The sequence below is a fragment of the Microbacterium allomyrinae genome (genome assembly GCF_020682705.1).
Taxonomy (GTDB): Bacteria; Actinomycetota; Actinomycetes; order Actinomycetales; family Microbacteriaceae; genus Microbacterium; species Microbacterium allomyrinae.
This window is the reverse complement of sequence record NZ_JAGTTN010000001.1, coordinates 778,437-800,379: the sequence shown is the minus strand read 5'-3', so window position 1 is coordinate 800,379 and position 21,943 is coordinate 778,437. Positions and strand designations below refer to the sequence as shown.

General features: G+C 71.5%; 20 protein-coding genes. 14 read left to right on the top strand and 6 right to left on the bottom strand.

Translation table 11 applies throughout. The annotated features are described in order from the left end of the window. Positions 1-27 precede the first annotated feature (27 nt). Together KEC57_RS03845 and KEC57_RS03840 are read right to left on the bottom strand one after the other, a co-directional pair. Complete coding sequence (locus KEC57_RS03845; RefSeq protein WP_229383199.1) at positions 28-3,207, bottom strand: ATP-binding cassette domain-containing protein; 3,180 nt, start codon at positions 3,205-3,207, stop codon at positions 28-30. Positions 3,208-3,241: 34 nt separating this feature from the next. Beyond that, on the bottom strand, positions 3,242-3,799 hold the full coding sequence (locus tag KEC57_RS03840; protein ID WP_229383198.1) for a hypothetical protein: 558 nt from the start codon (positions 3,797-3,799) through the stop codon (positions 3,242-3,244). Positions 3,800-3,875: 76 nt separating this feature from the next. Between KEC57_RS03840 and KEC57_RS03835 the strand changes: the two genes are divergently transcribed. Together KEC57_RS03835 and KEC57_RS03830 are read left to right on the top strand one after the other, a co-directional pair. Continuing rightward, the gene (locus KEC57_RS03835; RefSeq protein WP_308187565.1) at positions 3,876-4,781 is read left to right on the top strand and encodes a 1,4-dihydroxy-2-naphthoyl-CoA synthase; all 906 of its coding nucleotides are present in this window, start codon (positions 3,876-3,878) and stop codon (positions 4,779-4,781) included. A gap of 103 nt (positions 4,782-4,884) precedes the next feature. Next, positions 4,885-6,039, top strand: coding sequence for an AMP-binding protein (locus tag KEC57_RS03830; RefSeq protein WP_229383197.1), 1,155 nt, complete (start codon positions 4,885-4,887; stop codon positions 6,037-6,039). A 68-nt stretch (positions 6,040-6,107) separates the two neighbouring features. Here the strand turns inward: KEC57_RS03830 and KEC57_RS03825 are convergent, their stop codons facing one another. Then, positions 6,108-6,491 carry a VOC family protein gene (locus tag KEC57_RS03825; RefSeq protein ID WP_229383196.1) on the bottom strand — a complete coding sequence of 128 codons (384 nt, stop codon included), beginning with the start codon at positions 6,489-6,491 and terminating at the stop codon, positions 6,108-6,110. A 93-nt stretch (positions 6,492-6,584) separates the two neighbouring features. Here KEC57_RS03825 and KEC57_RS03820 point away from each other — a divergent pair, with 93 nt between their 5' ends. Further along, a complete protein-coding gene (locus KEC57_RS03820) occupies positions 6,585-7,565 on the top strand; it encodes a 1,4-dihydroxy-2-naphthoate polyprenyltransferase (protein WP_229383195.1) in 981 nt (326 codons plus the stop codon). A 41-nt stretch (positions 7,566-7,606) separates the two neighbouring features. Here KEC57_RS03820 and KEC57_RS03815 read toward each other — a convergent pair whose 3' ends face one another. Further along, a complete protein-coding gene (locus KEC57_RS03815) occupies positions 7,607-7,921 on the bottom strand; it encodes a DUF4229 domain-containing protein (RefSeq protein WP_229383194.1) in 315 nt (104 codons plus the stop codon). A 97-nt stretch (positions 7,922-8,018) separates the two neighbouring features. Between KEC57_RS03815 and KEC57_RS03810 the strand changes: the two genes are divergently transcribed. The 3 genes from KEC57_RS03810 (at position 8,019) to KEC57_RS03800 (ending at position 11,414) form a co-directional block, all read left to right on the top strand. Continuing rightward, positions 8,019-8,522, top strand: coding sequence for a PLD nuclease N-terminal domain-containing protein (locus KEC57_RS03810; RefSeq protein WP_229383193.1), 504 nt, complete (start codon positions 8,019-8,021; stop codon positions 8,520-8,522). A gap of 1 nt (position 8,523) precedes the next feature. Further along, positions 8,524-10,395, top strand: a complete 1,872-nt coding sequence (gene menD, locus KEC57_RS03805; RefSeq protein ID WP_372456942.1) for a 2-succinyl-5-enolpyruvyl-6-hydroxy-3-cyclohexene-1-carboxylic-acid synthase — start codon at positions 8,524-8,526, stop codon at positions 10,393-10,395. Positions 10,396-10,490: 95 nt separating this feature from the next. Further along, the gene (locus tag KEC57_RS03800; protein WP_229383192.1) at positions 10,491-11,414 is read left to right on the top strand and encodes a PPK2 family polyphosphate kinase; all 924 of its coding nucleotides are present in this window, start codon (positions 10,491-10,493) and stop codon (positions 11,412-11,414) included. 76 nt (positions 11,415-11,490) lie between these two features. On the opposite strand, the gene KEC57_RS03795 is transcribed toward KEC57_RS03800, so the two are convergent. Beyond that, positions 11,491-12,252, bottom strand: a complete 762-nt coding sequence (locus tag KEC57_RS03795; protein ID WP_229383191.1) for a class I SAM-dependent methyltransferase — start codon at positions 12,250-12,252, stop codon at positions 11,491-11,493. Positions 12,253-12,332: 80 nt separating this feature from the next. Between KEC57_RS03795 and KEC57_RS03790 the strand changes: the two genes are divergently transcribed. The 3 genes from KEC57_RS03790 (at position 12,333) to KEC57_RS03780 (ending at position 15,377) form a co-directional block, all read left to right on the top strand. Next, on the top strand, positions 12,333-12,731 hold the full coding sequence (locus KEC57_RS03790) for a PadR family transcriptional regulator (RefSeq protein WP_229383190.1): 399 nt from the start codon (positions 12,333-12,335) through the stop codon (positions 12,729-12,731). Then, complete coding sequence (locus KEC57_RS03785) at positions 12,728-13,624, top strand: permease prefix domain 1-containing protein (protein WP_229383189.1); 897 nt, start codon at positions 12,728-12,730, stop codon at positions 13,622-13,624. Before KEC57_RS03790 ends, KEC57_RS03785 begins: the two co-directional genes overlap by 4 nt. Positions 13,625-13,724: 100 nt before the next feature. Beyond that, positions 13,725-15,377 carry a DUF885 domain-containing protein gene (locus KEC57_RS03780; RefSeq protein WP_229383188.1) on the top strand — a complete coding sequence of 551 codons (1,653 nt, stop codon included), beginning with the start codon at positions 13,725-13,727 and terminating at the stop codon, positions 15,375-15,377. 30 nt (positions 15,378-15,407) lie between these two features. On the opposite strand, the gene KEC57_RS03775 is transcribed toward KEC57_RS03780, so the two are convergent. Next, positions 15,408-16,706: an isochorismate synthase gene (locus KEC57_RS03775; protein ID WP_229383187.1), complete on the bottom strand. Its 1,299-nt coding sequence runs from the start codon at positions 16,704-16,706 to the stop codon at positions 15,408-15,410. 22 nt (positions 16,707-16,728) lie between these two features. On the opposite strand from KEC57_RS03775, the gene KEC57_RS03770 reads away from it, so the two are divergent. The 5 genes from KEC57_RS03770 (at position 16,729) to KEC57_RS03750 (ending at position 21,683) form a co-directional block, all read left to right on the top strand. Beyond that, a complete protein-coding gene (locus tag KEC57_RS03770) occupies positions 16,729-17,283 on the top strand; it encodes a ribonuclease FAU-1 family protein (RefSeq protein ID WP_229383186.1) in 555 nt (184 codons plus the stop codon). Positions 17,284-17,402: 119 nt separating this feature from the next. Next, on the top strand, positions 17,403-18,134 hold the full coding sequence (gene ubiE, locus KEC57_RS03765; protein WP_229383687.1) for a bifunctional demethylmenaquinone methyltransferase/2-methoxy-6-polyprenyl-1,4-benzoquinol methylase UbiE: 732 nt from the start codon (positions 17,403-17,405) through the stop codon (positions 18,132-18,134). 9 nt (positions 18,135-18,143) lie between these two features. After that, the gene (locus KEC57_RS03760; RefSeq protein WP_229383185.1) at positions 18,144-19,199 is read left to right on the top strand and encodes a polyprenyl synthetase family protein; all 1,056 of its coding nucleotides are present in this window, start codon (positions 18,144-18,146) and stop codon (positions 19,197-19,199) included. Positions 19,200-19,262: 63 nt separating this feature from the next. Continuing rightward, positions 19,263-20,636, top strand: a complete 1,374-nt coding sequence (locus KEC57_RS03755; protein ID WP_229383184.1) for an FAD-dependent oxidoreductase — start codon at positions 19,263-19,265, stop codon at positions 20,634-20,636. 24 nt (positions 20,637-20,660) lie between these two features. Further along, entirely contained in the window at positions 20,661-21,683 is a 1,023-nt protein-coding gene (locus tag KEC57_RS03750; protein WP_229383183.1) for an alpha/beta hydrolase, read from the top strand. Positions 21,684-21,943: the final 260 nt, after the last annotated feature.

Below are 21,943 nucleotides of genomic sequence, written 5' to 3'. Positions count from 1 at the left end.
GCCGAGGGTGGCCCTGGGGTTCGTTCGTCACTGCAGGGCGCGCCCGGCGCTCGCCGCCGACTGCGACGCGGCGGGTCGGCCGGGGTGCGGGGTCAGGGGCTTCGCTCGGCGGAACGCGGCCAGCACGGCGCGGCCGACCACGAGGATGCCGACGACCGTCGTGATCGCTCGGAGTGTGTCCCACGTGAGGGTCGACGTTACCAGCGAGTAGAGCAGGAAGTTCGAGAGGTTCATGCCGAGGGGCGCTGCGCCGTCGTACGAGATCTCGGTGCCGAATCCGACGGCGAACGGCCAGAACCACAGGTTCATGAGCAGCCCGAACACGTACGACGCCACGACGCCGTAGACGCACAGCATCGCGATCTCGGCCTTCGGTCCGAGGCCGCGGGGGAGCAGGCCGGCGACGGCGCCCACCCAGGCGCACGCGAACATCTGGAACGGGGTCCAGGGGCCGATCGCTCCCCAGAGCAGCGAGGAGAGCGCGATCGTGGCCATGCCCAGCAGCAACGCGAAGCGCGCCCCGAACGCCCGGCCCGCGAGGATCAGCAGGATGAAGACGGCTTCGACGCCGCCGACGCCGGTGCTCGCGATCCGCACGGCGGCTCCGATGGCGGCGAGCGTGCCGAGAAGGGCCAGCATGTGCGCGGAGCGCACCGTGCCGTCGATGGTCGCCACCACGACGAGAGCCGCGAGTGGCGCGAGGGCGAGGGCTGCGATCGGCACCGCGGCGTGCGCCTGCTCCGGCACGGCGCTCGCCAGCAGCGGCCAGCAGAAGGCGGCGAGTGCGACGAGGTTGGCGCCGACGAGTGCGACGAGCGAGAGGCGCGGGGCGATGGTGCGCGCGTGCGCGGGTGCGCGGTACCCCGGATGACGGGTGCGGATCGGGTCGGATGTCGCGGAATTCCGCGGGTGCGGCGGAGCGGGCGCGCGTTCGTCCGGAGTTGTGAACGGTGCGTCGGGTGTGCCAGACGCGGCGAGCACGTCGGATGGCGGCGCGGGTGCCTGAGCCGGGGGAGCGAGCACGCCCGCGCGCATCATCAGCACCCTGTCGGCTCGGCGCGCCACCTCAGGTTCGTGCGAAGCCACGAGCACCGCGGTGCCTTCGGCGGCGAGCGACGCGAGGGCATCCCAGACCAGTGCGCGCGCGGCCGGGTCGAGGCCTCTCGTCGGCTCGTCGACGAGCAGCACCGCGGGATCCCGCGCGAGCTGGATCGCCAGGGCGAGGCACCGCCGCTCGCCGACCGAGAGATCACGCGGATGCCGCGCCAGGCGCGCCGCGAAGCCCGAGCCGTCGGGGTCGAGACCGAGGAAGCCGGCGAACCGGGCCGCCGTCGTCGCCGAACGCGCGTGCGGGCTCGAGGCGTTCCGCCCGCCGGCCGCACCGAGAGGCGCAGAACCACCAGGCCCAGGGCGCTCCGCGGCCGAACGGCCCGCATTTCGGTTCGGGCCCCCCGTTGAGGCTGCAGCACCGACGTCTGCCGCACCGCTGTAGCCGGCTCCGCGCGGGTCATGGCGCGCCGACCGCCTTCCCGCCCTGCCCGCGCGGCGGTCGGCGCGGGCGCATTCCGCGGCGACCGTGTCGTACACGAAGAGATCGTCCGAGGCATCCGGAACCAGCGCCACTCGCCCCGCGGCCTCGATGTCGGCGTCGCGCGACGGCAGGGCGACGGCCGCGATCAGACTGGACTTGCCGGCACCGTTCGGGCCGACCAGCGCCACGATCCCACCTGCCGCGAGGTCGAGGCTCGCGGACGACACCGCCACCGCATCGCGGTGTCGCACCGTCACGTCGCGGGCGCGCAAGACGATCGGCGCCGTGGTGGTCGCCTGGTCGCGTGAAAGGGGCAGGCCCGATCGTGCCTCCGACGGGCGCGCGGGGCCTTCTGGTGGGATCGAACCCGTCGCTTTGACCGGATCCGCGTGCCCTGCCGCGCGCGGCGCGCGCAGCGCTGCCCCGGCCGAGCCTTCGTACACGGTGCCGGCGTCGATCCGCAGCCGCACGTCGGCGAGCTCCGCCAGCGGCTCGACGCGGTGCTCCGCCACCACGACGCACAGTCCGGCCTCGTGCGCGAGCGCGTCGAGCAGCCTCGCGACGCGCACGCGCGCGTCGGCATCGAGGTCGGCGAGCGGCTCGTCCACGAGAAGCAGAATCGGCTGCTCCACGATCGCCGCCGAGATCGCCACGAGTGTGGCCTCGCCGGCCGAGAGCCCGCGGGTGGGGCGGTCGAGCAGCTCCGTGACTCCGACGCGCTCGGCGACCTCGGCCACGCGAGCTGCGACGATCACCGGTGCCACCCCTCGGAGTTCGAGCGCGAGCCCGATCTCGTCCCGCACCCGCTCGGTCGCGAACGCATCGCGAGGATGCTGCAGCACCACGCCGACGCGCTGTGCGAGATCCCGCGGCGGCACGGTGGCCCGGTCGTGCCCCGCGACCCGCAGGGTGCCGCTCATCCAGCCGCCGTCCACGTGCGTGTGAAGGCCCGCGATCGCGCGGAGCAGTGTCGACTTGCCCGATCCGGTCGCCCCCGACAGCAGCGTCAGCGTGCCCGGCTCGAGAGCGAGGGAAGGCAGACGGATGCCCTGGGGCGCGCTGCGTGAGCCGGCCCGGTCGCCATGGCCTGCGGCATCCGGAATCTCACCGAAGCCCAGCTCGACGGCGTCCGCCTCGACCGGGATGCGGCAGTCGCCGTCCAGACCCCGCCCGGCGAATCCGCGCAGCTCGAGGGCGGCGGCGACCGCCCCGGCGCGCTCGAGCGTGCGCTGCAGCAGGGGGGCGAGCATCCGCACGCCGCCGCGTTCGCCGCGCAGCCGCTGGGCGAACCGCACCGCTCGTGCCGCCTCGGCGAGCGAGGGCAGAGTCGCCCAGGCGATCGCGAGCGCTCTCGCGATGCCGCGGAGCGGTCCGCGGCGCGAGGCGCGCGCGAAGACGCGGTGCAGGTCGATGAGCGAGTTGAGCAGGCCGAAGACGAGGATCGTCAGGGCGATCGGCAGGGCGCTCGCCGCGGCATCCCACAGGCCGTCGAGGGTGACCGGGCCCAGCATCACGACGTGCGCGAAGGGCGGCGGCAGCCGCAGCTCGGGCAGCGGCAGCAGCACGACACCCGAGCCGTCGGCGCCGTGGAAGAGGACGCGGTAGACGACCCGGACCGCCACGAAACCGGCGGCGAGGGCCGCCGCCGCGCGTAGTGGTCCGGGCCGGAACGTCATGATACGGGAGATGCGTTGACGAAGGAGGCGCCGGCTACGACACAGGCGCGGCGGGCTCGCCGTGCAGGGTGAAGAGCAGTTCGACGCCGTCGCCCGGCTCGAGCTGCAGGGTCGAGAGGCCCTCCTGCGCGAAGCCCCACTCGCCGCCGGCGGGCTGCACCCACAGCGACCAGTACGCGAATTCGGGGGACATCGTGGCGCACTCCTCGAAGTACTCCGAGCCGTCCTCGGCGGCGATCGCGAGATCCTCCGCGGGAACGCCGTTCACGCGGCACACGACCTGGTCGCCGTACTGGTCGGTGCCCTCGGTCTCGACGTCGGCGGCCGCCAGCGCATCGGCGGCGCCGATCGCGGTATCGGTCGGAACGCACCATTCCTGGGCCGACCCGCCCTCGAGAGCCGCGGAGTCCACGACGACGGTCACGCCGGCGTCGTCGACGCAGGCTCCCTCGATGACGGATGCCACGGCCTCGTCCGACGCGGCAGGCGTCGAAGCGGCGGTTTCGGGAGTCGCGGTCGAACAGGCGGCGAGAGAGAGCAGAAGAGCCGCGGATGCCGCAGCGAGAGTCAGGGTGCGCAGAGTCGAAGTCACCGATCAAGGCTAGAGCCCGTCGTGTCGTCGGCCCATCCAGATGACGCTCGCCGTCGCGCCGCCGTAGGCTGGCCGGGTGAGTGTTTCGGAGCTGTTCGACGAAGACGAGTGGATGCCGGCATCCGGCGCCCCCGAAGGCGGATACACCGACATCACGTCGCACGTGTCGAAGGACGGCCGCATCGCGCGCATCGCGTTCGACCGCCCCGAGGTGCGCAACGCCTTCCGCCCCCACACCGTGGACGAGCTGTTCCGGGCGCTCGACATCGCGCGGCAGGACCCCCGCATCGGCGTCGTGCTGCTGACCGGCAACGGACCGAGTTCCAAAGACGGCGGCTGGGCCTTCTGCTCGGGCGGCGATCAGCGCATCCGCGGGCGTGACGGCTACAAGTACTCCGACACCGACGCGGTGACCGACCCCGCGCGCGCCGGGCGGCTGCACATCCTCGAGGTGCAGCGGCTCATCCGCTTCATGCCCAAGGTCGTCATCGCGGTCATTCCGGGGTGGGCTGCCGGCGGTGGGCACTCGCTGCATGTCGTGTGCGACCTCTCGGTCGCCAGCGCCGAGCACGGCCGCTTCAAGCAGACCGACGCCGACGTGGGCTCGTTCGACGCAGGCTACGGATCGGCCTACTTCGCGCGGCAGATCGGGCAGAAGTTCGCGCGCGAGGTGTTCTTCCTCGCCGAGGAGTACTCGGCTCAGCGCGCCCTCGAGATGGGTGCGGTCAATCGGGTCGTGCCGCACGCAGACCTCGAGCGCGAGGCTGTCGCGATGGCGCGCACCATCCTCACCAAGTCGCCGACGGCGATCCGCATGCTGAAGTTCGCGTTCAACGCCGTCGACGACGGCCTGGTCGGTCAGCAGGTGTTCGCGGGGGAGGCGACGCGCCTCGCGTACGGCACCGACGAGGCGGTCGAGGGGCGCGATTCGTTCCTCGAGAAGCGCGACGCCGACTGGTCGCCCTACCCCTGGCACTTCTGATGCGCTCCCGTATCTGCGAAACTCCACGGCACTGCGCGGGCTCGCCTGCTCGGTGGGGCCGGACCTCGGTGACGTTCGCGGATCCGTGGAGTTCTGCAGGATCATGAGGCTCGAACCCGTCGTCGGCGACGACCCGCGCGACATCCTGCGAGGGCTGCGCGGCGCGCTCCATGGCGCCGGTCCCGCACTCGGACTCGGACTGGTGAGCGAGCTGCCGGGCGAGGTGCGGGCAGGAACCGCCGTGGTGGTGACCACCTCCGGCTCCACCGGGATCCCGAAGAGCGTGATCCTCAGCCGCGACGCGCTCACCACCGGTGCGATGGCGACCGCGGACCGCATCGGCGAGGGAGCCTGGCTGCTGGCGCTGCCCGCCAGCTACGTCGCCGGGCTCCAGGTGCTCGTGCGGTCGCTGGTCGCCGATCGCGAGCCCGCCATCCTCTCCGGCGCATTCACCCCTCAGGCCTTCTCCGCCGCCGCGCTGATGATGGTGTCGACGGAGGGCGGGGTGCGCGTCCCGACGTTCACGTCGCTCGTTCCCGCGCAGCTGACCAAGCTGCTGGATGCCGCCGAGCACGACAGTGCCGTGCTCACGGCGCTGCGCTCGTTCGAGACGATCCTCATCGGCGGCCAGGCGCTCCCGGCGGTCACCCTCGAGCGTGCGGAGGCTGCCGGCGCGCGCATCGTCCGCACCTATGGGTCCACCGAGACGAGCGGCGGCTGCGTGTACGACGGCGTTCCGCTGCGCACCGTCCGGGTGCGGATCGAGCGAGGCGAGGTGCAGATCGCGGGACCGGTGCTCGCCGACGGGTACTTCGGCGATGCCGAGGCGACGGACGCCGCATTCCTGCGCGAACCCGACGGCACCCGGTGGTACCGCACGGGCGATGCCGGCCTGTTCGAAAACGGCGTGCTGCGCGTGCACGGGCGCGTCGACAACGTCATCGTGTCGGGCGGACTGAACGTGTCGCTCGATCGGGTCGAGCGCATCGTGCGTGCGGTGCCGGGCCTGGCGTCGGCGGTCGTCGTGGGGGTTCCCGACGACCGGTGGGGCGAGGCATCCGTCGTCGTCGCCACGCGGGGCGAGGCCCTGCGCCGCAGCGAGTCCGTCCAGCTCGAAGAGGCCCGGGCCGCGGTCCAGTCCGAGATCGGCGCGCACGCGCGCCCCGCGCGTCTCGTGCTGGTCGACGAGCTCGCGACCCTGCCGTCGGGCAAACCCGATCGCGAGGCGATCCGCCGCGCCGTGCTCGCCCTGCACTGAGCCGGACCGCGTCTCGCGCTCGATCGGGCTCGCCCCGCGAATCGATCGCGCGTGACGGATGCCGCGGCTCAGCCCGTCGGGAACGGGCCCGTGTCGACGACGCAGAAGCGATTGCCCTCGGTGTCTTCGAGCACGATCCAGTCGGCGTCGTCGGGGTAGCCGTGCCAGTCGACCTCTCGCGCGCCGAGGGCGAGCAGGCGCTGGATCTCGGCGGTCTGGTCCTCGGCGTACAGGTCGAGGTGGAGGCGCGGCGGATGGTGCTGGGGGTAGCCGGTGACCGAGAGGGCGATGCTCGCGCCGGGATCCGCCCACCCGGTCTTGCCGGGCGGGTCGAGGATGACCCAGTCCTCGCTCGGCTCGCTGCGGTTCACATAGCCGAGGGCGGCCCGCCAGAACGCGCCGGCCCGTTCGATGTCTTCGACCGTCAGCACGGTCGATCCGATGCTCAACATGCCGCCCATCCTGCGCCGGAGTTCCCACTCCCGACAGGGGGTTGCGGGGCCGTGAATGGGTGTCCATCGACGCTGCGCCTAAGATGTGCACTCGTGGCAGGCACCTCCAGCAAGAAGCGCAAGCACCCGGGCTCGAAGAAGCAGCACTCCCGCGGGAACCCCCAGAAGGCGCCCGTGTCGCGCGACCCCGCGCGCGTCGAGAAGGTCACCTTGGGTGACTGGATCGGGGCGGCACGGCTGCGGACCCTCCCGCTGGCGATCACTCCCATCCTCATCGGCACGGGCGCAGCCATCCTCGTCGAGTCGGTCTTCCACTGGGTGATCGCATTGTTCTGCCTGATCGTGTCGGTGTCGCTGCAGATCGGCGTCAACTTCGCCAACGACTACAGCGACGGCATCCGCGGCACCGACGACCACCGCGTCGGCCCCGCCCGGCTCACCGCGTCGCGCAGGGTGAAGCCGCGCGCCGTGCTCATCGTGGCGCTCGCGTTCTTCGCGATCGCCGGCCTCGCGGGTCTGGCTCTGACGATTCGCACCCAGCAGTGGTGGCTCATCGCCGCGGGTGCGGTGTGCCTCCTCGCCGCGTGGTTCTACACCGGCGGCAAACGTCCCTACGGGTACTACGGTCTCGGCGAACTGTTCGTTTTCGTGTTCTTCGGCCTCGTCGCCACGCTCGGCACGACGTGGGTGCAGGCGCTGGCGCTGCCGCAGGAGGCGTGGTTCGGTGCCGTCGGCGCGGGCCTGCTCGCCTGCGCGGTGCTGCTGGCCAACAACCTTCGCGACATCGATCAGGACCGCGCCGCGGGCAAGCGCACGCTCACCGTGCTCATCGGCCGCACGGCGACGCGGTGGGTCTTCAGCGTGTTCGTGCTCCTGGCGTTCGCGATCGCCGCGTTCCTCGCGCTGTTCTACCCCATCGCGTGGCTCACGCTGCTGGCGCTGCTGGCAGGGCTGCCCGCCATCCTCATCGTGTGGACCTACCGCGACCCGCGTGAGCTCGTCGTCGCGCTGGGCCTCACGTCCCTCACCTCCGTCGCCTACGGCGCGTTCCTGATGTGGGCGTTCATCGGCTGAGAGCGGATGCCGCGGCCTGCGGCCTACGCTCGGTCAGGTGATCAGGCCGGAGTCGATTCGTCTGACGCCGGGCCGGAGTCCTCGGGTGGCGCCACCGCGTCCGCGGCGGCGTCCTCGGCGGCTTCGTCGCTCGCCGATCGGCTCGCTTTCGCGCGGCGCTCCGCGAGGCCCGCGGTCACGTCGTCGAGAGGCTTGCGCAGGAACAGCACCGACAGGCTCAGACCGATGAGCGCGGCGAAGATCGCCGACAGCCAGTAGTACTCGCGCATGATCGGGAACAGCATCAGGATGCCGAACGGCACGAGGAACGCCAGCAGCCGCAGAACGGAATAGACGAGGGCTGAGCGTGCTTTCACCCGTCCATCCTAGGTTTCGTGGCCGCACGGCCGCGCCGTGGGCGACGGTTCGGTCACGAGGGGACCGCGCACGCCCCCGCCCGCCTAGGATGGGAAGATGCCTCGGGTGCTGCTTATTCTGGCCCTGGTGGCGACCGCGTTCTGGGTCTTCACCATCGTCGATTGCGCGGTGCAGCCTCCGACGCGGCACCGCGGCGTGAGCAAGCCGGTGTGGATCCTCATCGTGGTGCTGCTTCCCGTGATCGGCGGCCTCCTCTGGCTCGTCGTGGGCCGCACACGTCGTTCCGCGATCGCCCGCCGCCGCGCACCCGACGACGACCCCGAGTTCCTGGGCACCCTCGGCGCCGTGACAGACCAGGACGAGCGCATCCGCCGGCTCGAAGAAGAGCTCGCGCAGCTCGACTCCGAAGACGACGATCCGCGCTGGAACCCGCCGACGGGGCCCGCCGCCGCCGAGCCTCCGGTGCCCGGCGCGTCCACCGCCTCCGCGGCTCCGGGTGCGACCGGCACCCCGCCGAAGACCGATCCCAAGACCGATCCGCCGGCGCATCCGGCGGAAGGCGACGACGACACGCGCGGTCAGCGCGGGGCCGTCGGCTGACGTGACCGACGCGCTCGGCGCCGACCGCGACGGCGCGCCCGAATCCGACCGCGCGCGCGGCGGAGAAGAGGATCCGCGGGCGGACCCGGCGCCGGCGACCGATGCCGCAGCGGCGCTGCTGTGCCGGCTCGTGGAACTCGGGGTGCGTCACGTCGTACTCAGTCCCGGGTCGCGTTCGCAGGCGCTCGCACTGGTGGCGGCCGAGTTCGAGCGCCGCGGCACGATCCGCCTCCACGTGCGCATCGACGAGCGTGTCGCCGGATTCACCGGGCTGGGCATCGGACGCGAGACCCGGATGCCGGCGGCCGTGGTGTGCACGTCGGGCACCGCCGCGGCGAACCTGCTGCCCGCTGCGCTCGAAGCGCACCACGCGGGGGTCCCGCTGCTGCTGCTGACGGCGGACCGCCCGCCCGAGCTGCGCGGCGTCGGCGCCAACCAGACGACGCGTCAGCCCGGGATGTTCTCGCCGAACGTGCGGTACGAGGCCGACCTCCCCGTGCCCGAGCTCCCCGATGCGGACGGCTGCGGCGAGCAGAGTGCGATGCTGCGCGCGGTCGCCGATGAGGCCGTCGCCGCCGCCCTGGGGGCCGGGCTGCGCTCGGCCGGACCCGTGCACCTGAACCTGCCGTACCGCGAACCACTCGCCGGCACCCTCCCGACGTGGATCGGGGTGCCCGCCGCCGAGTTGGCGACCGAGCCCGACGACGACCCCGACGGGCCTCCGACCGAGCCCGTCGTCGAGGAAGAAGCATCCGGTGCCCTCTACCAGGGCGGGGGAGGCATCGGCGAGGCCGACGTCGCCACCCAGCCGGACGATGACCCGCTCGTGCTCGTTCGCGGGCCTCGCACGGTCGTGCTCGCGGGGGCGGATGCCGGTGCCGACGCCGAGATCCTCGCGCACGCCGGCGGGTGGCCGCTCATCGCGGAGATCGTCAGCGGCTCGCGCTTCGGGCGGCACCTCGTGCACGGCTACCGGTCGCTGCTGTCGGACCCAGCGCTCGGCGGCCGGATCGAACGGGTCATCGTGCTCGGTCATCCGACCTTGAGCCGCGAATCCGCGGCCCTGCTGTCGGACCCCGAGGTCGAGATCATCGCGGTCCGCGGTCCCGGTGAGCCGATCAATCTCAACGGCGCGACCACCCCGGCCGACACGGTCGCCGTCGCGTCCGGTGACGCCGACCGCCAATGGCTCGGTGCCTGGCTGCAGGCCTCTCGCGCGGCATCCGTCGATCTCACTCCGCCCGCGCCCGACGCCGACGGTCTCGCGTCCGCCGTACCGGGCGAAAGGCTCGGGGCGATCGCCGCCGAGCTCGAGGTGATCCGGGCGCCGCTGGACCGCGCGAGTCTCGTCGACGCGGTGTGGCGCGCCACCTGGCCGCACGACCGTCTCGTGTTCGGATCGTCGCGGCTCGTGCGGGTGGCCGATGCGGTGCTCCCGGGCAAGAAGGTGCCGGTGCACGCCAACCGTGGTCTCGCCGGCATCGACGGCACGGTCGCGACCGCGCTGGGCATCGCCGTGGCGAGTCAAGCGGTGGGAGGTCCCGGAGTCACCCGCGTGCTGCTCGGCGATCTGACGCTGCTCCACGATGTCGGTGCGCTCCTGCTGCCCCCGCAGGAGGACGAGCCGCGCATCCAGGTGATCGTCGGCAACGACGGCGGCGGAACGATCTTCGACGCGCTCGAGGTCGCCGCGGTCGCGGACGGCGAGGTCATGGACCGCGTGCTGTACACGCCGCACTCCACCAGGTTCGAGCAGCTCGCGCTCGCGTACGGGTGGGAGTACCGCCGGATCACGACGCGCACGGCGCTCGATCAGGCGCTCACCGCCCCCGCGGGCGGCCGGCAGATCATCGAGGTTCCGCTCGAGCGCTGAGCTCCCGTCCGCGGACGGGCAGTATCGGCACCGGCATTCGCCGGATCCCGCGGCACAGCAGCGACGGCATCGGGAACTTCCGCCATGATGGCTCCATGATCGCGAAGAGTCAGAAGCACTGGACCGGCGACGTCGCCGATCTCCTCCGCGTCGACGAGGGCTTCGTGCTCGCCGGCCTCGACCCGCGGGCGACGCCCGGCTACTCCCGCGACAAGCTGCAGGCGGCCGAGGACCTCGCGAGCGGCGCGGACCAGCTCGACGAGTACCAGGAGCGCCTGTTCGCCCGCGGCCGTGTCGACGCGACGGTCCCCACGCCCACTCCAGACGCCGCTGGCGCGTCGTCCGGAGCCTCCGGGCGCGTGGGCCCAGCTTCGGTGCTGCTCGTCCTGCAGGCGATGGATTCCGCGGGCAAGGGAGGCATCATCCGGCATGTGGTCGGATCCGTCGACCCCCAGGGTGTCACCCTCGCCGCGTTCAAGAAGCCGACCGCCGACGAGCTCGCGCACGACTTCCTGTGGCGCATCGAGAAGCGCCTTCCGGAACCCGGCTTCATCGGGGTCTTCGACCGTTCCCACTACGAGGACGTGCTGATCGGGCGCGTCCGCGGGCTCGCGGCGCCCGATGAGATCGAGCGCCGGTACAGCGCGATCAATGAGTTCGAGAAGCGCGTGACGGATGCCGGAACCCGGGTCGTGAAGGTGATGCTGCACATCTCGCCCGATGAGCAGAAGGAGCGTCTGGGCAAGCGGCTGGACCGCCCCGACAAGCACTGGAAGTACAACCCCGGCGATGTCGACGAGCGGGAGCTCTGGCCGAAGTACATGGCTGCCTACCAGACCGTCTTCGAGCGCACATCGACCGCCCACGCGCCGTGGTTCGTGGTGCCCGCCGACCGCAAGTGGTACGGGCGCCTGGCCGTGCAGCACCTGCTGCTCGAGGCTCTCGAAGACATCGATCCGCAGTGGCCCGCAGCGACCTTCGATGTCGAGCTCGAGAAGAGGCGCCTGGCTGCGAGCTGATCAGCAAGGCGGCGGCGCAGCGCATCCATTGCACTCGGCACGGCGGCCGATGCCCTGAGGCGCCCTCACGCGCGGATCACGGGGCGACGCCGCGTGCAGCCCATGCCGTCCCGGTGATCGTGAACGGGCCGGGTGGCAGCAGACGCATGCTGTGGTGCCGGACGCGCTCGCGGTCCGCGTCGGTGAGCGCGGCGAGCTGCCGGCCGGCGGGAGCGACGCCCAGAGTGTAGGAGGTCCACCACTCGTCGAACGACGGATACTCCACACCGACCGGCAGTTCGGCCTCCTCGACGTCCGAACACCCCGCCGCCTCGAGGAGGGCGCCGAGGTCGCCGCGGGTAGCGCCGACGCGACGCGACTCGTCGTCGATGCCCGCCACGACCGAGCTGAGAGCCTCGAAGAAGAGGCTCTGCGGTGCGCGGTGCCCGGCGAAGTCCCACACGCACGTCGCGACGACGCCCTCGGGCGCGGTGACCCGGACCATCTCGCCCACGCCGGTCGCGGCATCCGTCATGAAGTGCACCACCAGTTCGGCGAGTGTCGCAGCGAAGAGGTCGTCGTCGAAGGGGAGGGCTTCGGCCGCACCGTGGCGGACGTCGGCCCACGGCAGCCTCGCGGTCGTCGCCTCGACGAACGTCGTCGACGGATCGACCGCTGCCACCTCGGTTTCGCCGAACCGGTGTGCGAGCACCGCGGTCAACGCGCCGGTGCCGCAGCCGACGTCGAGGGCGCGCCCGGTTTCGGGCAGTCGCGCCCACGCGGCGAAGGTCTCGGCGAGTGGTACCGAGAACCTGCCCATGAAACTGTCGTACGCCTCAGGGGCGACGTCGAACGACATGGCGGGAGTCTACGCGCCACGACTTTCACTCGGTATAGATACCTACTCCGCAAAGTAATAGACGTAATACAGTACTTGCCATGACACAGGACGATGCCTTCGCAGCCGATCTGCTGCGCGGCCACACCGACACGATCGTGCTCGGGGTGCTTCGTGGCCGTGACGCGTACGGCTTCGAGATCTACAAGGCGATCCGCGATGCGACCGGCGGCGCCCACGAGATCAAAGAGGCCACGCTGTACGCGACCTACCGCCGTCTCGAGAAGGACGGGCTGGTCGAGTCCTACTGGGGTGACGAGACGCAGGGCGGCCGCCGCAAGTACTACCGGATCACCGATGCCGGCCGCGCCGTCTTCCGAGGCAACGTCGCGGCATGGGTCGCGACCAAACGCATCATCGACTCCCTTCTCGATGTGAAGGACACCGTCGTGAAGGACACCACCGTGACAGACCCCGCCGTGAAGGACGCAGGCAAATGACCGAGAACACCCACATCCACCGCCTCCTCGATCAGGCGTTCCAGGGCGTCGACATGACACCCGACGCACAGGACCTGAAAGAAGAGGTCCGGGCGAACCTGATGGCGCGCGCCGATGAGCTCGAGACGGCGGGGCGATCATCGTCCGACGCCGCCCGCGAGGCCGTCGCCGAGCTGGGTGACGTGCGCGACCTGCTGGGGGAGCAGACCGATGCCGTGGCACCCACCCGTGCCGACAGCTACGCCGCACTCCAGCAGCGGTACCGCGTGAAGCCCCGCGCCGGCTTCGTCGTGCGGGTCGTCGTCTGGGCGATCGTCGCGGTCGTCGGCATCACGCTGGGCATCCTGGGTGCGACCGGCGTTCTGCCGCTCCCGCTCGGGCCCGAGATCGCGCTCTTCGGTTTCGCGTCGTCGGCGCTGGGACTTCTCGTCGGCGACGCGCTCACCCAGGAGACCACCACGAACCATCCGATGCCTCAGCGGCGGGCGGGCGGGTACGCGCTGGCGACCTTCCTCGCGGCGTACGGACTCGGCTTCGGCGGGCTCGTCGCCTTCGGCGCGCTGCCCATGTGGGGCATCGTGTTCGCCGCGCTGGGTGTGATCGCCTCGATCATCCTGTTCGCCTTCCTCGGCGCGAGCCAGACCAACCGGCAGAAGGCCTGGACGCGTCAGGCCCAGGCTCGCGAGCCCGAGAACCGGTTCGAGCGAGAGCCCGAGGCGGCCGCGCGATTCGGCATCTACACCGTCGGGATCTGGACGCTGACCTTCGCCGCGATCGCGGTGCTCGTCTTCACCGTGGGCTGGTGGTGGGCTCCCGTCGCCTTCGCGGTCGGCTTCGCCCTCTGGATGTTCGTCCTCGCACGGATGCTCTTCGCCCCCGAGAAGAAGTCCTGAGGCGGCTGCGTCTCCTGTGGAGCGCACGGATGACCCGCCGCTGACCGGAGCCGGGGCACCCCAGGAGACCCGAGCCGCGGTGCCCACTTAAGCTGAGGCGGTGACCGCTTCCGACCCCGTCCGCGCGGCCGCGGACGCCTATGTCCGAGAGCTCGCCCGCCACGAACCCGACGCCGCGATGGCGATCGGCGTCGAGGGGCCGGCGCTGCCGGATCTCAGCCCGCAATGGCTGCGGCGCCGGTACGACCTGCAGGGCGAGACGCTCGCCTCGCTGGACGCGGCGGGCCCCGGCGACGAGGTGCTCCGCGCGGCGCTGCGCGAAAGACTCGAGAGCGAGCGACTGCTGTTCGAGACGGGGTTCACCCCGCGGCTCGTCGCGGGTCTCGCGACGCCTGTGCATCTCGTGCGGTACGCGGTCGAAGGCCTGACAGTGACCCCGGATGCCGCGGGCGAGGCGGTGCTCGGCCGGCTCGAGGCCGCGCCGGCGGCGGTACGCCAGTACATGGCGGCGCTGCGCTGGTCCCGCGACGAAGAGGATCGGTTCACGGGGACAGGCGTCGCCCCCGTGCGGCAGCTCGATACTCTCGCGCAGCAGATCGAGGCGTGGATCGCGGACGACTGGTTCGGTTCCGTTCCCGTGACGGATGCCGAGGCCGCGCCGCGCGTGCGAGCGGCTGCCGACGAGATCGCGGCCGCGCTCGGCGAGCTGGTGACCGTGCTCCGCGAGGAACTGCGCCCGGTCGCACCCGTCGCCGACGGCGTCGGCGACGCCGTCTATGAGGACGTCGTCGCGGGGATGCTCGGGGCGCGCGTCGACATCCACGACACCTACGCCTACGGGTGGGCGGAACTGGAGCGACTCGTCGGCGAGGCGCGCGCCCTCGCCCGCGAGCTGGGTGGTGCGGGCGACGATCCCGTGAGGTCCGCGGCATCCGTCCTCGACCAGGACTCGCGCTACCGTCTCGACGGGGTCGAGGAGATCCGAGACTGGCTCACCGCGCGGGTCGCTCAGACGATCGGCGCCGTCGCGCCCGCGTTCGATCTGCCGGCGTCGGTGCACGACGTCGAATGCATCGTGTCTGAGGCGGCGTCGGGCGTGGTCTACTACACGCCCGGCGCACCCGACGGCTCGACGCCCGGCCGCATCGTCTGGACGATTCCGAGCGGGATCCCGGTCGCGGCGACATGGCAGGAGGTCACGAGCGTCCACCACGAGGGAGTGCCCGGGCACCACCTGCAGTTCGTGCTGACCGCCGCCGACCCGGGCCTGCACCCGTGGCAGCGGCATCTGTGTCACATCCACGGGTATGCGGAAGGCTGGGCGCACTATGCCGAGCAGCTCGCCGACGAACTCGGACTCATCCGCGATCCCGCCGAGCGGCTCGGGCTGCTGCTCGGTCAGATCTGGCGTTCGGTGCGCATCGTGGCCGACATCGGGCTGCACACCGGGCGTGCCGTTGCGCCCAATCCTCTGGTGCGCTCGGACGAGTGGACGCCCGAGCTCGCCCGTCGCATGCTGGTGGACTTCGCACTCGTCGACCCGGCCCTCGCCGGGTTCGAGGTCGACCGTTACCTCGGCTGGCCGGGCCAGGCGCTCACGTTCAAGGTGGGCGCCCGGCTGTGGCTGCAGGCGAGGACGGCCCTCGAGGCACAGCTCGGCGAGGCATTCTCACTGCGCGAGTTCCACCGCGACGCGCTCGCCCTCGGGCCGATGGGCCTCGAGCCGTTGCGGCGGCTGCTGACCGGCGACTGATCTCGCCGGACGTGGATGCCCGCGCGAGAACTACGCCAGGGCGTCCACGATGGGGCGGAACTTCACCCGCGTCTCGAGCAGCTCGGTCTCGGGGTCGCTGCCGGCCACGATTCCCGCGCCCGCGTGGGCGACCACCGGCCGCGCGTCCGGATGCGCGTCGTCGACGGCCTCGCCCGCAGGCCCGAACTGGGCGCAGCGCAGCGCGATCGCCCACTCGCCGTCGCCGCCGGCGTCCACCCAGCCGACCGGCCCGGCGTAGCGCCCGCGGTCGAACGGCTCGAGTTCGCGGATGACGTCGAGCGCCGTCAGCGTGGGGGTGCCGGCCACGGCTGCGGTCGGATGCAGGGTCGCGACGAGATCGAGAGCGGATGCCGCGCCGCTGAGCACGCCTTCGACATCGGTCGCGAGGTGCCAGAGGTTCGGGAGCTTGAGCGTGAACGGCTCGTCGGCGGCCGCGAGGGCCGAGGTGTGGGGGCGGAGAGCGGCGACGACGCTCTGCACGGCGTAGCGATGCTCCTCGAGGTCTTTCGCGCTCGTCGCGAGGGCCACCTGCGCGCGGGTGTCGTCGTCGGAGTCGACTCCGCGGCCGACCGTCCCGGCGAGCACGCGCGCGCTCACCGTGCCGCCCGACACCGTGACCAGCGTCTCGGGACTCGCGCCGACGATGCCGTCGACGGCATACGTCCAGCAGTCCGGGTAGTCGGTGGCGAGGGCGCGCACGAGCCTGCGCAGATCGGCGCCCGCGGGGACGCTGCCCACGAGATCGCGGGCGAGAACCGCCTTGTCGAACTCCCCGGCACGGATGCGTGCGACGGCGGTGGCGACCGCGCTGCGATACCCCTCGGGGTCCATCGCCCCCGGCCCGAGGGTCGCCGACCAGTAGGTGCCGAGCCGGCCCGGTCCCGCGGGCGCTTCGCCCGCGCCGGGTGCCGCGTCCGCGTCGTGGATCCGGGTCACCCAGCTGCGGGAGTCCCGCCGGCCGATGATCACGGACGGCACGATGAGGGTGCTGACGGCGGCGGACCGCTCGTCGAAGACGAACGCTCCGAACCCGACGAGGCCGGTGCCGGCGATCTGCACGGCGTCATCGACCTCGGCCACCGAGGCCACGTCGCGCCACGCCTGGGCGAGCGCCGTCGAGCGTGACGGGCCGCCGTCGGGCCCGGTGCCCACCTCGATGCGCAGGACCTCGCCGAACCCGGCCATTCCGTCGCCGCGGCGTTGCCAGAACAGGGGAGTCGCGGCATCCGTCTGCGCGATCAGTTCTTCGACATGGTCGATCTCGCGGGTCTCGACCACCAGGCGATGCGGGCGGGGCGAGGCGGTCACGCTTCCAGCCTAGACTCGCCGAGTGACCGACATCGCCGCTCCCTCACGCCCCGAGCCGGGCACGAGACTGCAGTTCCGCTGGCGCAAATGGGATGGCGGACCCCATTGGGTGCACGAGTGCGTGTATCTCGGCAGCGACCGGTGGGGCGACTGGTTCGGTCAGCTCTCGGGATGGCGCAGCTTCCGTCCCGGGCGCGACTACCTGATCGACGGACCGAACGTCACCCTGCTGCCTCCCGGCGGCGATCACGTCGTCACGCTCAACGAGGCACCCCCCGCCTCGTACCGCGTCTACATCGACATCGCCTGGGACGCGCGCTGGAGCGACGGAGAACCGACCGGCATCGACATGGACCTCGACGTCGTCGACGCGATCGACGAGCGGGGCGTCTTCATCGACGACCGCGACGAGTGGGACGAGCACCGGGTCGCCTACGGGTACCCGCTCGACATCGTGGCGAAGCTCGAAGCGCTCGCCGTCGACCTGGAACGACGTGTGGCCGCACACGAAGCCCCCTACGACGCCGCGACCGCCGATGCCTGGCTCGCGCGCCTCGCCGCTCTCGCTCGCGACTGATCCTCGAGCTTCCGCGGCCCGGAACCCACCGGCCTAGACTCGGAGCCGTGGCACCGCACCCCTCCGAACACGAGCCGAACCGTGCCGACCTGCACAAGGACCCGTCCCGCGTGAGCGGCATGTTCGATCAGGTCGCGCCCGGGTACGACCGCACCAACACCGTCCTCAGCATGGGCAACGACCGGTTCTGGCGCGCCGCGACGACCCGCGCCGTCGCTCCCCGGCGCGGGCAGCGCATCCTCGATCTCGCTGCCGGAACCGGCGCGTCGAGCGTGGCGCTCGCCCGCAGCGGCGCCGACGTGGTCGCCGCTGACTTCTCGCCCGGCATGATCGCGGAAGGCACGCGCCGGTACGGCACGGGCTCGCCGGGTGGCGGCATCCGGAATCTGTCCTTCGTCGAAGCCGACGCGACCGACCTGCCGTTCGGTGACGACGAGTTCGACGCGGTCACGATGTCGTTCGGTCTGCGCAACGTCAACGAGCCGAAGAAGGCGCTGCGCGAACTGCTGCGCGTGACCCGTCCCGGGGGGCGCTTGGTGATCTGCGAGTTCTCGCAGCCGCCGTCGAAGGCGTTCCACGGGCTGTACCGCTTCTACAACGACCGGGTGCTGCCCGTCGTCGCGAAGACGGTGAGCTCGAACGCCGAGGCCTACGACTATCTCAACGAGTCGATCCGCGACTGGCCCGACCAGCGCACGCTGTCGGCGTGGATCCGGCAGGCCGGGTGGACGGACGTGGCCCACCGCAACCTGTCGATGGGCATCGTCGCGCTTCATCGCGCCACGAAGCCCGCCGCCGACGACGCCGGCGACGCGGCTGCACTTTCCGAGTCGCCCGCCCGCCCCCGATAGGCTGGGGTCGTGACTCCCTCAGCGCCGGGCTCGCGTATCGCGGGCAAGCTGGGCCTCACCGACCGCATCTTCGCGGGGCCGCGGTCCCGCAGGCTCCTTTCGGCGGTCGAGGCAGGCCTCACGCGTGTCGACGCGGCTCTCGAAAGCGAGCTGCGTGTGACCGACGCCCTCGCCGACGCCACGGCTCGCTATCTCTACGAGGCGGGCGGAAAGCGGGTGCGCCCGGTGCTCGCCCTGCTCACCGCCCAACTCGGCGACGGCACGACCGACGCGGTGATCGAAGCGGCCACCGCGCTGGAGATCACCCACCTCGGTTCCCTGTACCACGACGACGTGATGGATGCCGCAGACAAGCGTCGCGGTGTGCCCAGCGCTCACGCGGTGTGGGGCAACAACGTCGCGATCCTCACCGGCGACCTGCTGTTCTCGCGCGCCAGCCAGATCATGGCGCGCCACGGCGACCGGGCGATCCGGCTGCAGGCAGACACCTTCGAGCGTCTGGTGCTCGGCCAGATGCACGAGACGGTCGGTCCGCAGGACGGCGATGACCCTGTCGAGTTCTACCTCCAGGTGCTCTCCGACAAGACCGGCTCTCTCATCGCCGCCGCCGCACAGGCGGGCGTCATCTTCTCCAACGGTCCGCGCGAGTACGAGCAGCCGATGGTGACCTTCGGCGAGAAGGCCGGCGTCGCCTTCCAGCTGCTCGACGACGTCATCGACCTGTCGGCCGATCCCGCCGAGACCGGCAAGGTCCCCGGCACCGACCTGCGTGCGGGGGTGCCCACGATGCCGTACCTCGTGCTCGGCCAGCGAGCGGATGCCTCCTCCGTCGGTCTGCGTGCCCGTATCGACGACGGCGTCGCTCGCATCGCCGACGGCGGCGATCCCGCCCTCCTCGACGAGCCGCTCGCGCAGCTGCGCGAGCACGAAGCCACCGAAGCCACCCGGGAACTCGCGCATGCATGGTCGAAAGAGGCCATCGCCGCGCTCGCGCCGCTGCCCGACGGACCCGTCCGCGAGGGACTCACGCGCTTCGCGCAGGCTGTCGCCGACCGCTCGAGCTGAGCTGCCCGCGCCCCGACTCGCCTCGCGCGCGCTCCGGCCGAGGCATCTCCTGAAAGGACCACCATGACCAAGCTCCGGCTGGCGATCGTCGGTGCAGGACCGGCAGGCATCTACGCGGCCGACATCCTGCTGAAGGCCGAGCGCAAGTTCGACGTCTCGATCGACCTGTTCGAGCAGCTGCCGGCGCCCTACGGTCTGGTCCGCTACGGCGTGGCGCCGGACCACCCGCGCATCAAGGGCATCATCACGGCGCTGCGCGAAGTCCTCGATCGCGGCGACATCCGCCTCTTCGGCAACGTCCGCTTCGGCGAAGACATCACCCTCGACGACCTCAAACGGCACTACAACGCCGTGATCTTCGCGACGGGAGCGATCCGCGACGCCGACCTCGAGATCCCGGGCATCGACGCTGCCGGATCCTACGGCGCCGCCGACTTCGTCAGCTGGTTCGACGGGCACCCCGATGTGCCGCGCGAATGGCCGCTGGATGCGGCATCCGTCGCGGTGATCGGCAACGGCAATGTCGCGCTCGATGTCGCGCGCATGCTCGCCAAGCACGCCGAAGACCTGCTGCCCACCGAGATCCCCGACAACGTCCACGCCGGCCTCGCCGCCAGCGCCGTGACCGACGTGCACGTCTTCGGACGCCGCGGTCCCGCGAACGTCAAGTTCACGCCGCTCGAGCTTCGCGAGCTGGGTGAGCTGCGAGATGTCGACATGGTCGTGTACGACGAGGACTTCGAGTACGACGACGCCGCACGTGCGGCGATCGCGAGCAACAAGCAGGTCATGGTCATCGACCGCGTGCTGCAGTCCTGGCGCAAGCGCGACTCGGTCAACAACGCCGGCGGCACGGCGTCGCGCCGCCTCCACCTGCACTTCTACGCCAAACCCCTCGAGGTGGCCGTCGACGACGACGGCCGGGTCGCGGCGCTGCGCTGGGAGCGCACGCGTCCCGATGGCGAGGGCGGTGTGGTCGGTACGGGAGAGATCCGCGAGGTGCCCATCCAGGCGATCTACCGCGCGGTCGGCTACTTCGGCTCGCCGCTGTCGGGCGTGCCCTTCGACAAGCGCCATGGCGTCATCCCGAACCGCGAGGGACAGGTGCTGAGCAAGGACTCCAACGAGCGGGTGCCGGGCATCTATGCCACCGGCTGGATCAAGCGCGGCCCCGTCGGACTCATCGGCCACACGAAGTCCGACGCGATGGAGACCATCAGCCACCTCATCAACGACCAGGGGATGTGGTGGCAGCCGCTGGATCCCTCACCCGAGGCGATTCCCGATCTGCTCGCATCGCGGGGGGTACGCTGGACCGACCTCGACGGCTGGCACCGCCTCGACGAGCACGAGATCGCGCTCGGCGCACCGCATGAGCGGGCCCGCATCAAGGTCGTGCCGCGCGAAGAGATGGTGACGCTCTCTCGCGGAGAGTGAGGTCCCGGCCCCTAGGCTGAGGCCATGGCCGGGCCAACCCAACAATGGACCCCCGACATTCTGGGGGAGCCGTTCGAGCAGCTCACGCTGCCGCTCGGCATCGACGGCGAGCAGGGGCCTCTCGAGGCGACCTTGGTGCGCAGCATCCCGAACGGGCTGACCACGCTGTTCGCGCCATTGCGCGACGTCGACGTGCTCTACGTGCACGGGTGGTCCGACTACTTCTTCCAGACCGAGCTCGCGCGCTTCTGGACGAGCAGGGGAGCGCATTTCTTCGCGCTCGACCTCCGCCGCTACGGCAGGAGCCTGCGCCCGGGGCAGACCCCCGGCTACATCGACTCCCTCGACGATTACGACATCGACATCGAAGCGGCGCTGTCGGCGATGGGGCACGGAGCCGAGGAGCAGGGAGCCCGCGGCGTGCAGCATGGCCGGCGACTGGTGCTGCTGGGCCATTCCACCGGGGGCCTCACGCTCACGCTGTGGGCGTCGCGGCATCCGAAGCGCGCCCACGCGCTGGTGCTGAACAGCCCGTGGCTCGAGCTGCAACTGGGGGCGATCGGTCGTCAGGCCATTGCTCCGATCGTGGAGATGCGGGCGCGATTCGATCCGCGCGGCACGCAGCCCGCGGTCGACCTGGGGTTCTACACACGTGCCCAGCGTCAGCTCGAGAGCCTCCCCACCGGCGAGGAGCGCGCGATGTGGCGTCCTGACCGGGGCTTTCCCACCGTTCCCGGCTGGCTGGCCGCGATCCTCGACGGGCACCGCCGGATCGCGTCGGGGGTCGACGTCGGCTGTCCGACGCTGGTCCTGCTCTCGGTGGGCTCGACGCCGCCGTTGACGTGGAAGGAGTCGATGACCTCGACCGACTCGGTGCTCGTGGTCGACGACATCGCGCGCGCAGCCACTCGCGTCGGGCGTCTCATCACGATCGCGCGCATCGATGGCGCGATCCATGACGTCTTCCTCTCGCGCGAGGAGCCTCGCGCGGCCGCGTATGCCGCGCTCGACCACTGGATGACCGGGTACGTCGACCGGCAACAGTGACGATCTGTCCCCCGAAGAGGGGACAGATATGGTCCTACCAATCGGGTTATCCTTATTGCGAGGCGTCCCCAGCGCCTCCGGGAGGGCTTTCCCCAAGGTCTTCCCAACGCATCGCGAGGAGCCGTTCGCCGGGGGGTGGACGAGCAGGATCCAGCGATGACAGGCCCCGGGTGTCCCCAGCACCCGGGGCCTCTGCCATTCCCGCGACCATGCCTCGTTCCGGGTCTGGATTGCCGTCTGTGTCGGGCCCGCACATCGGA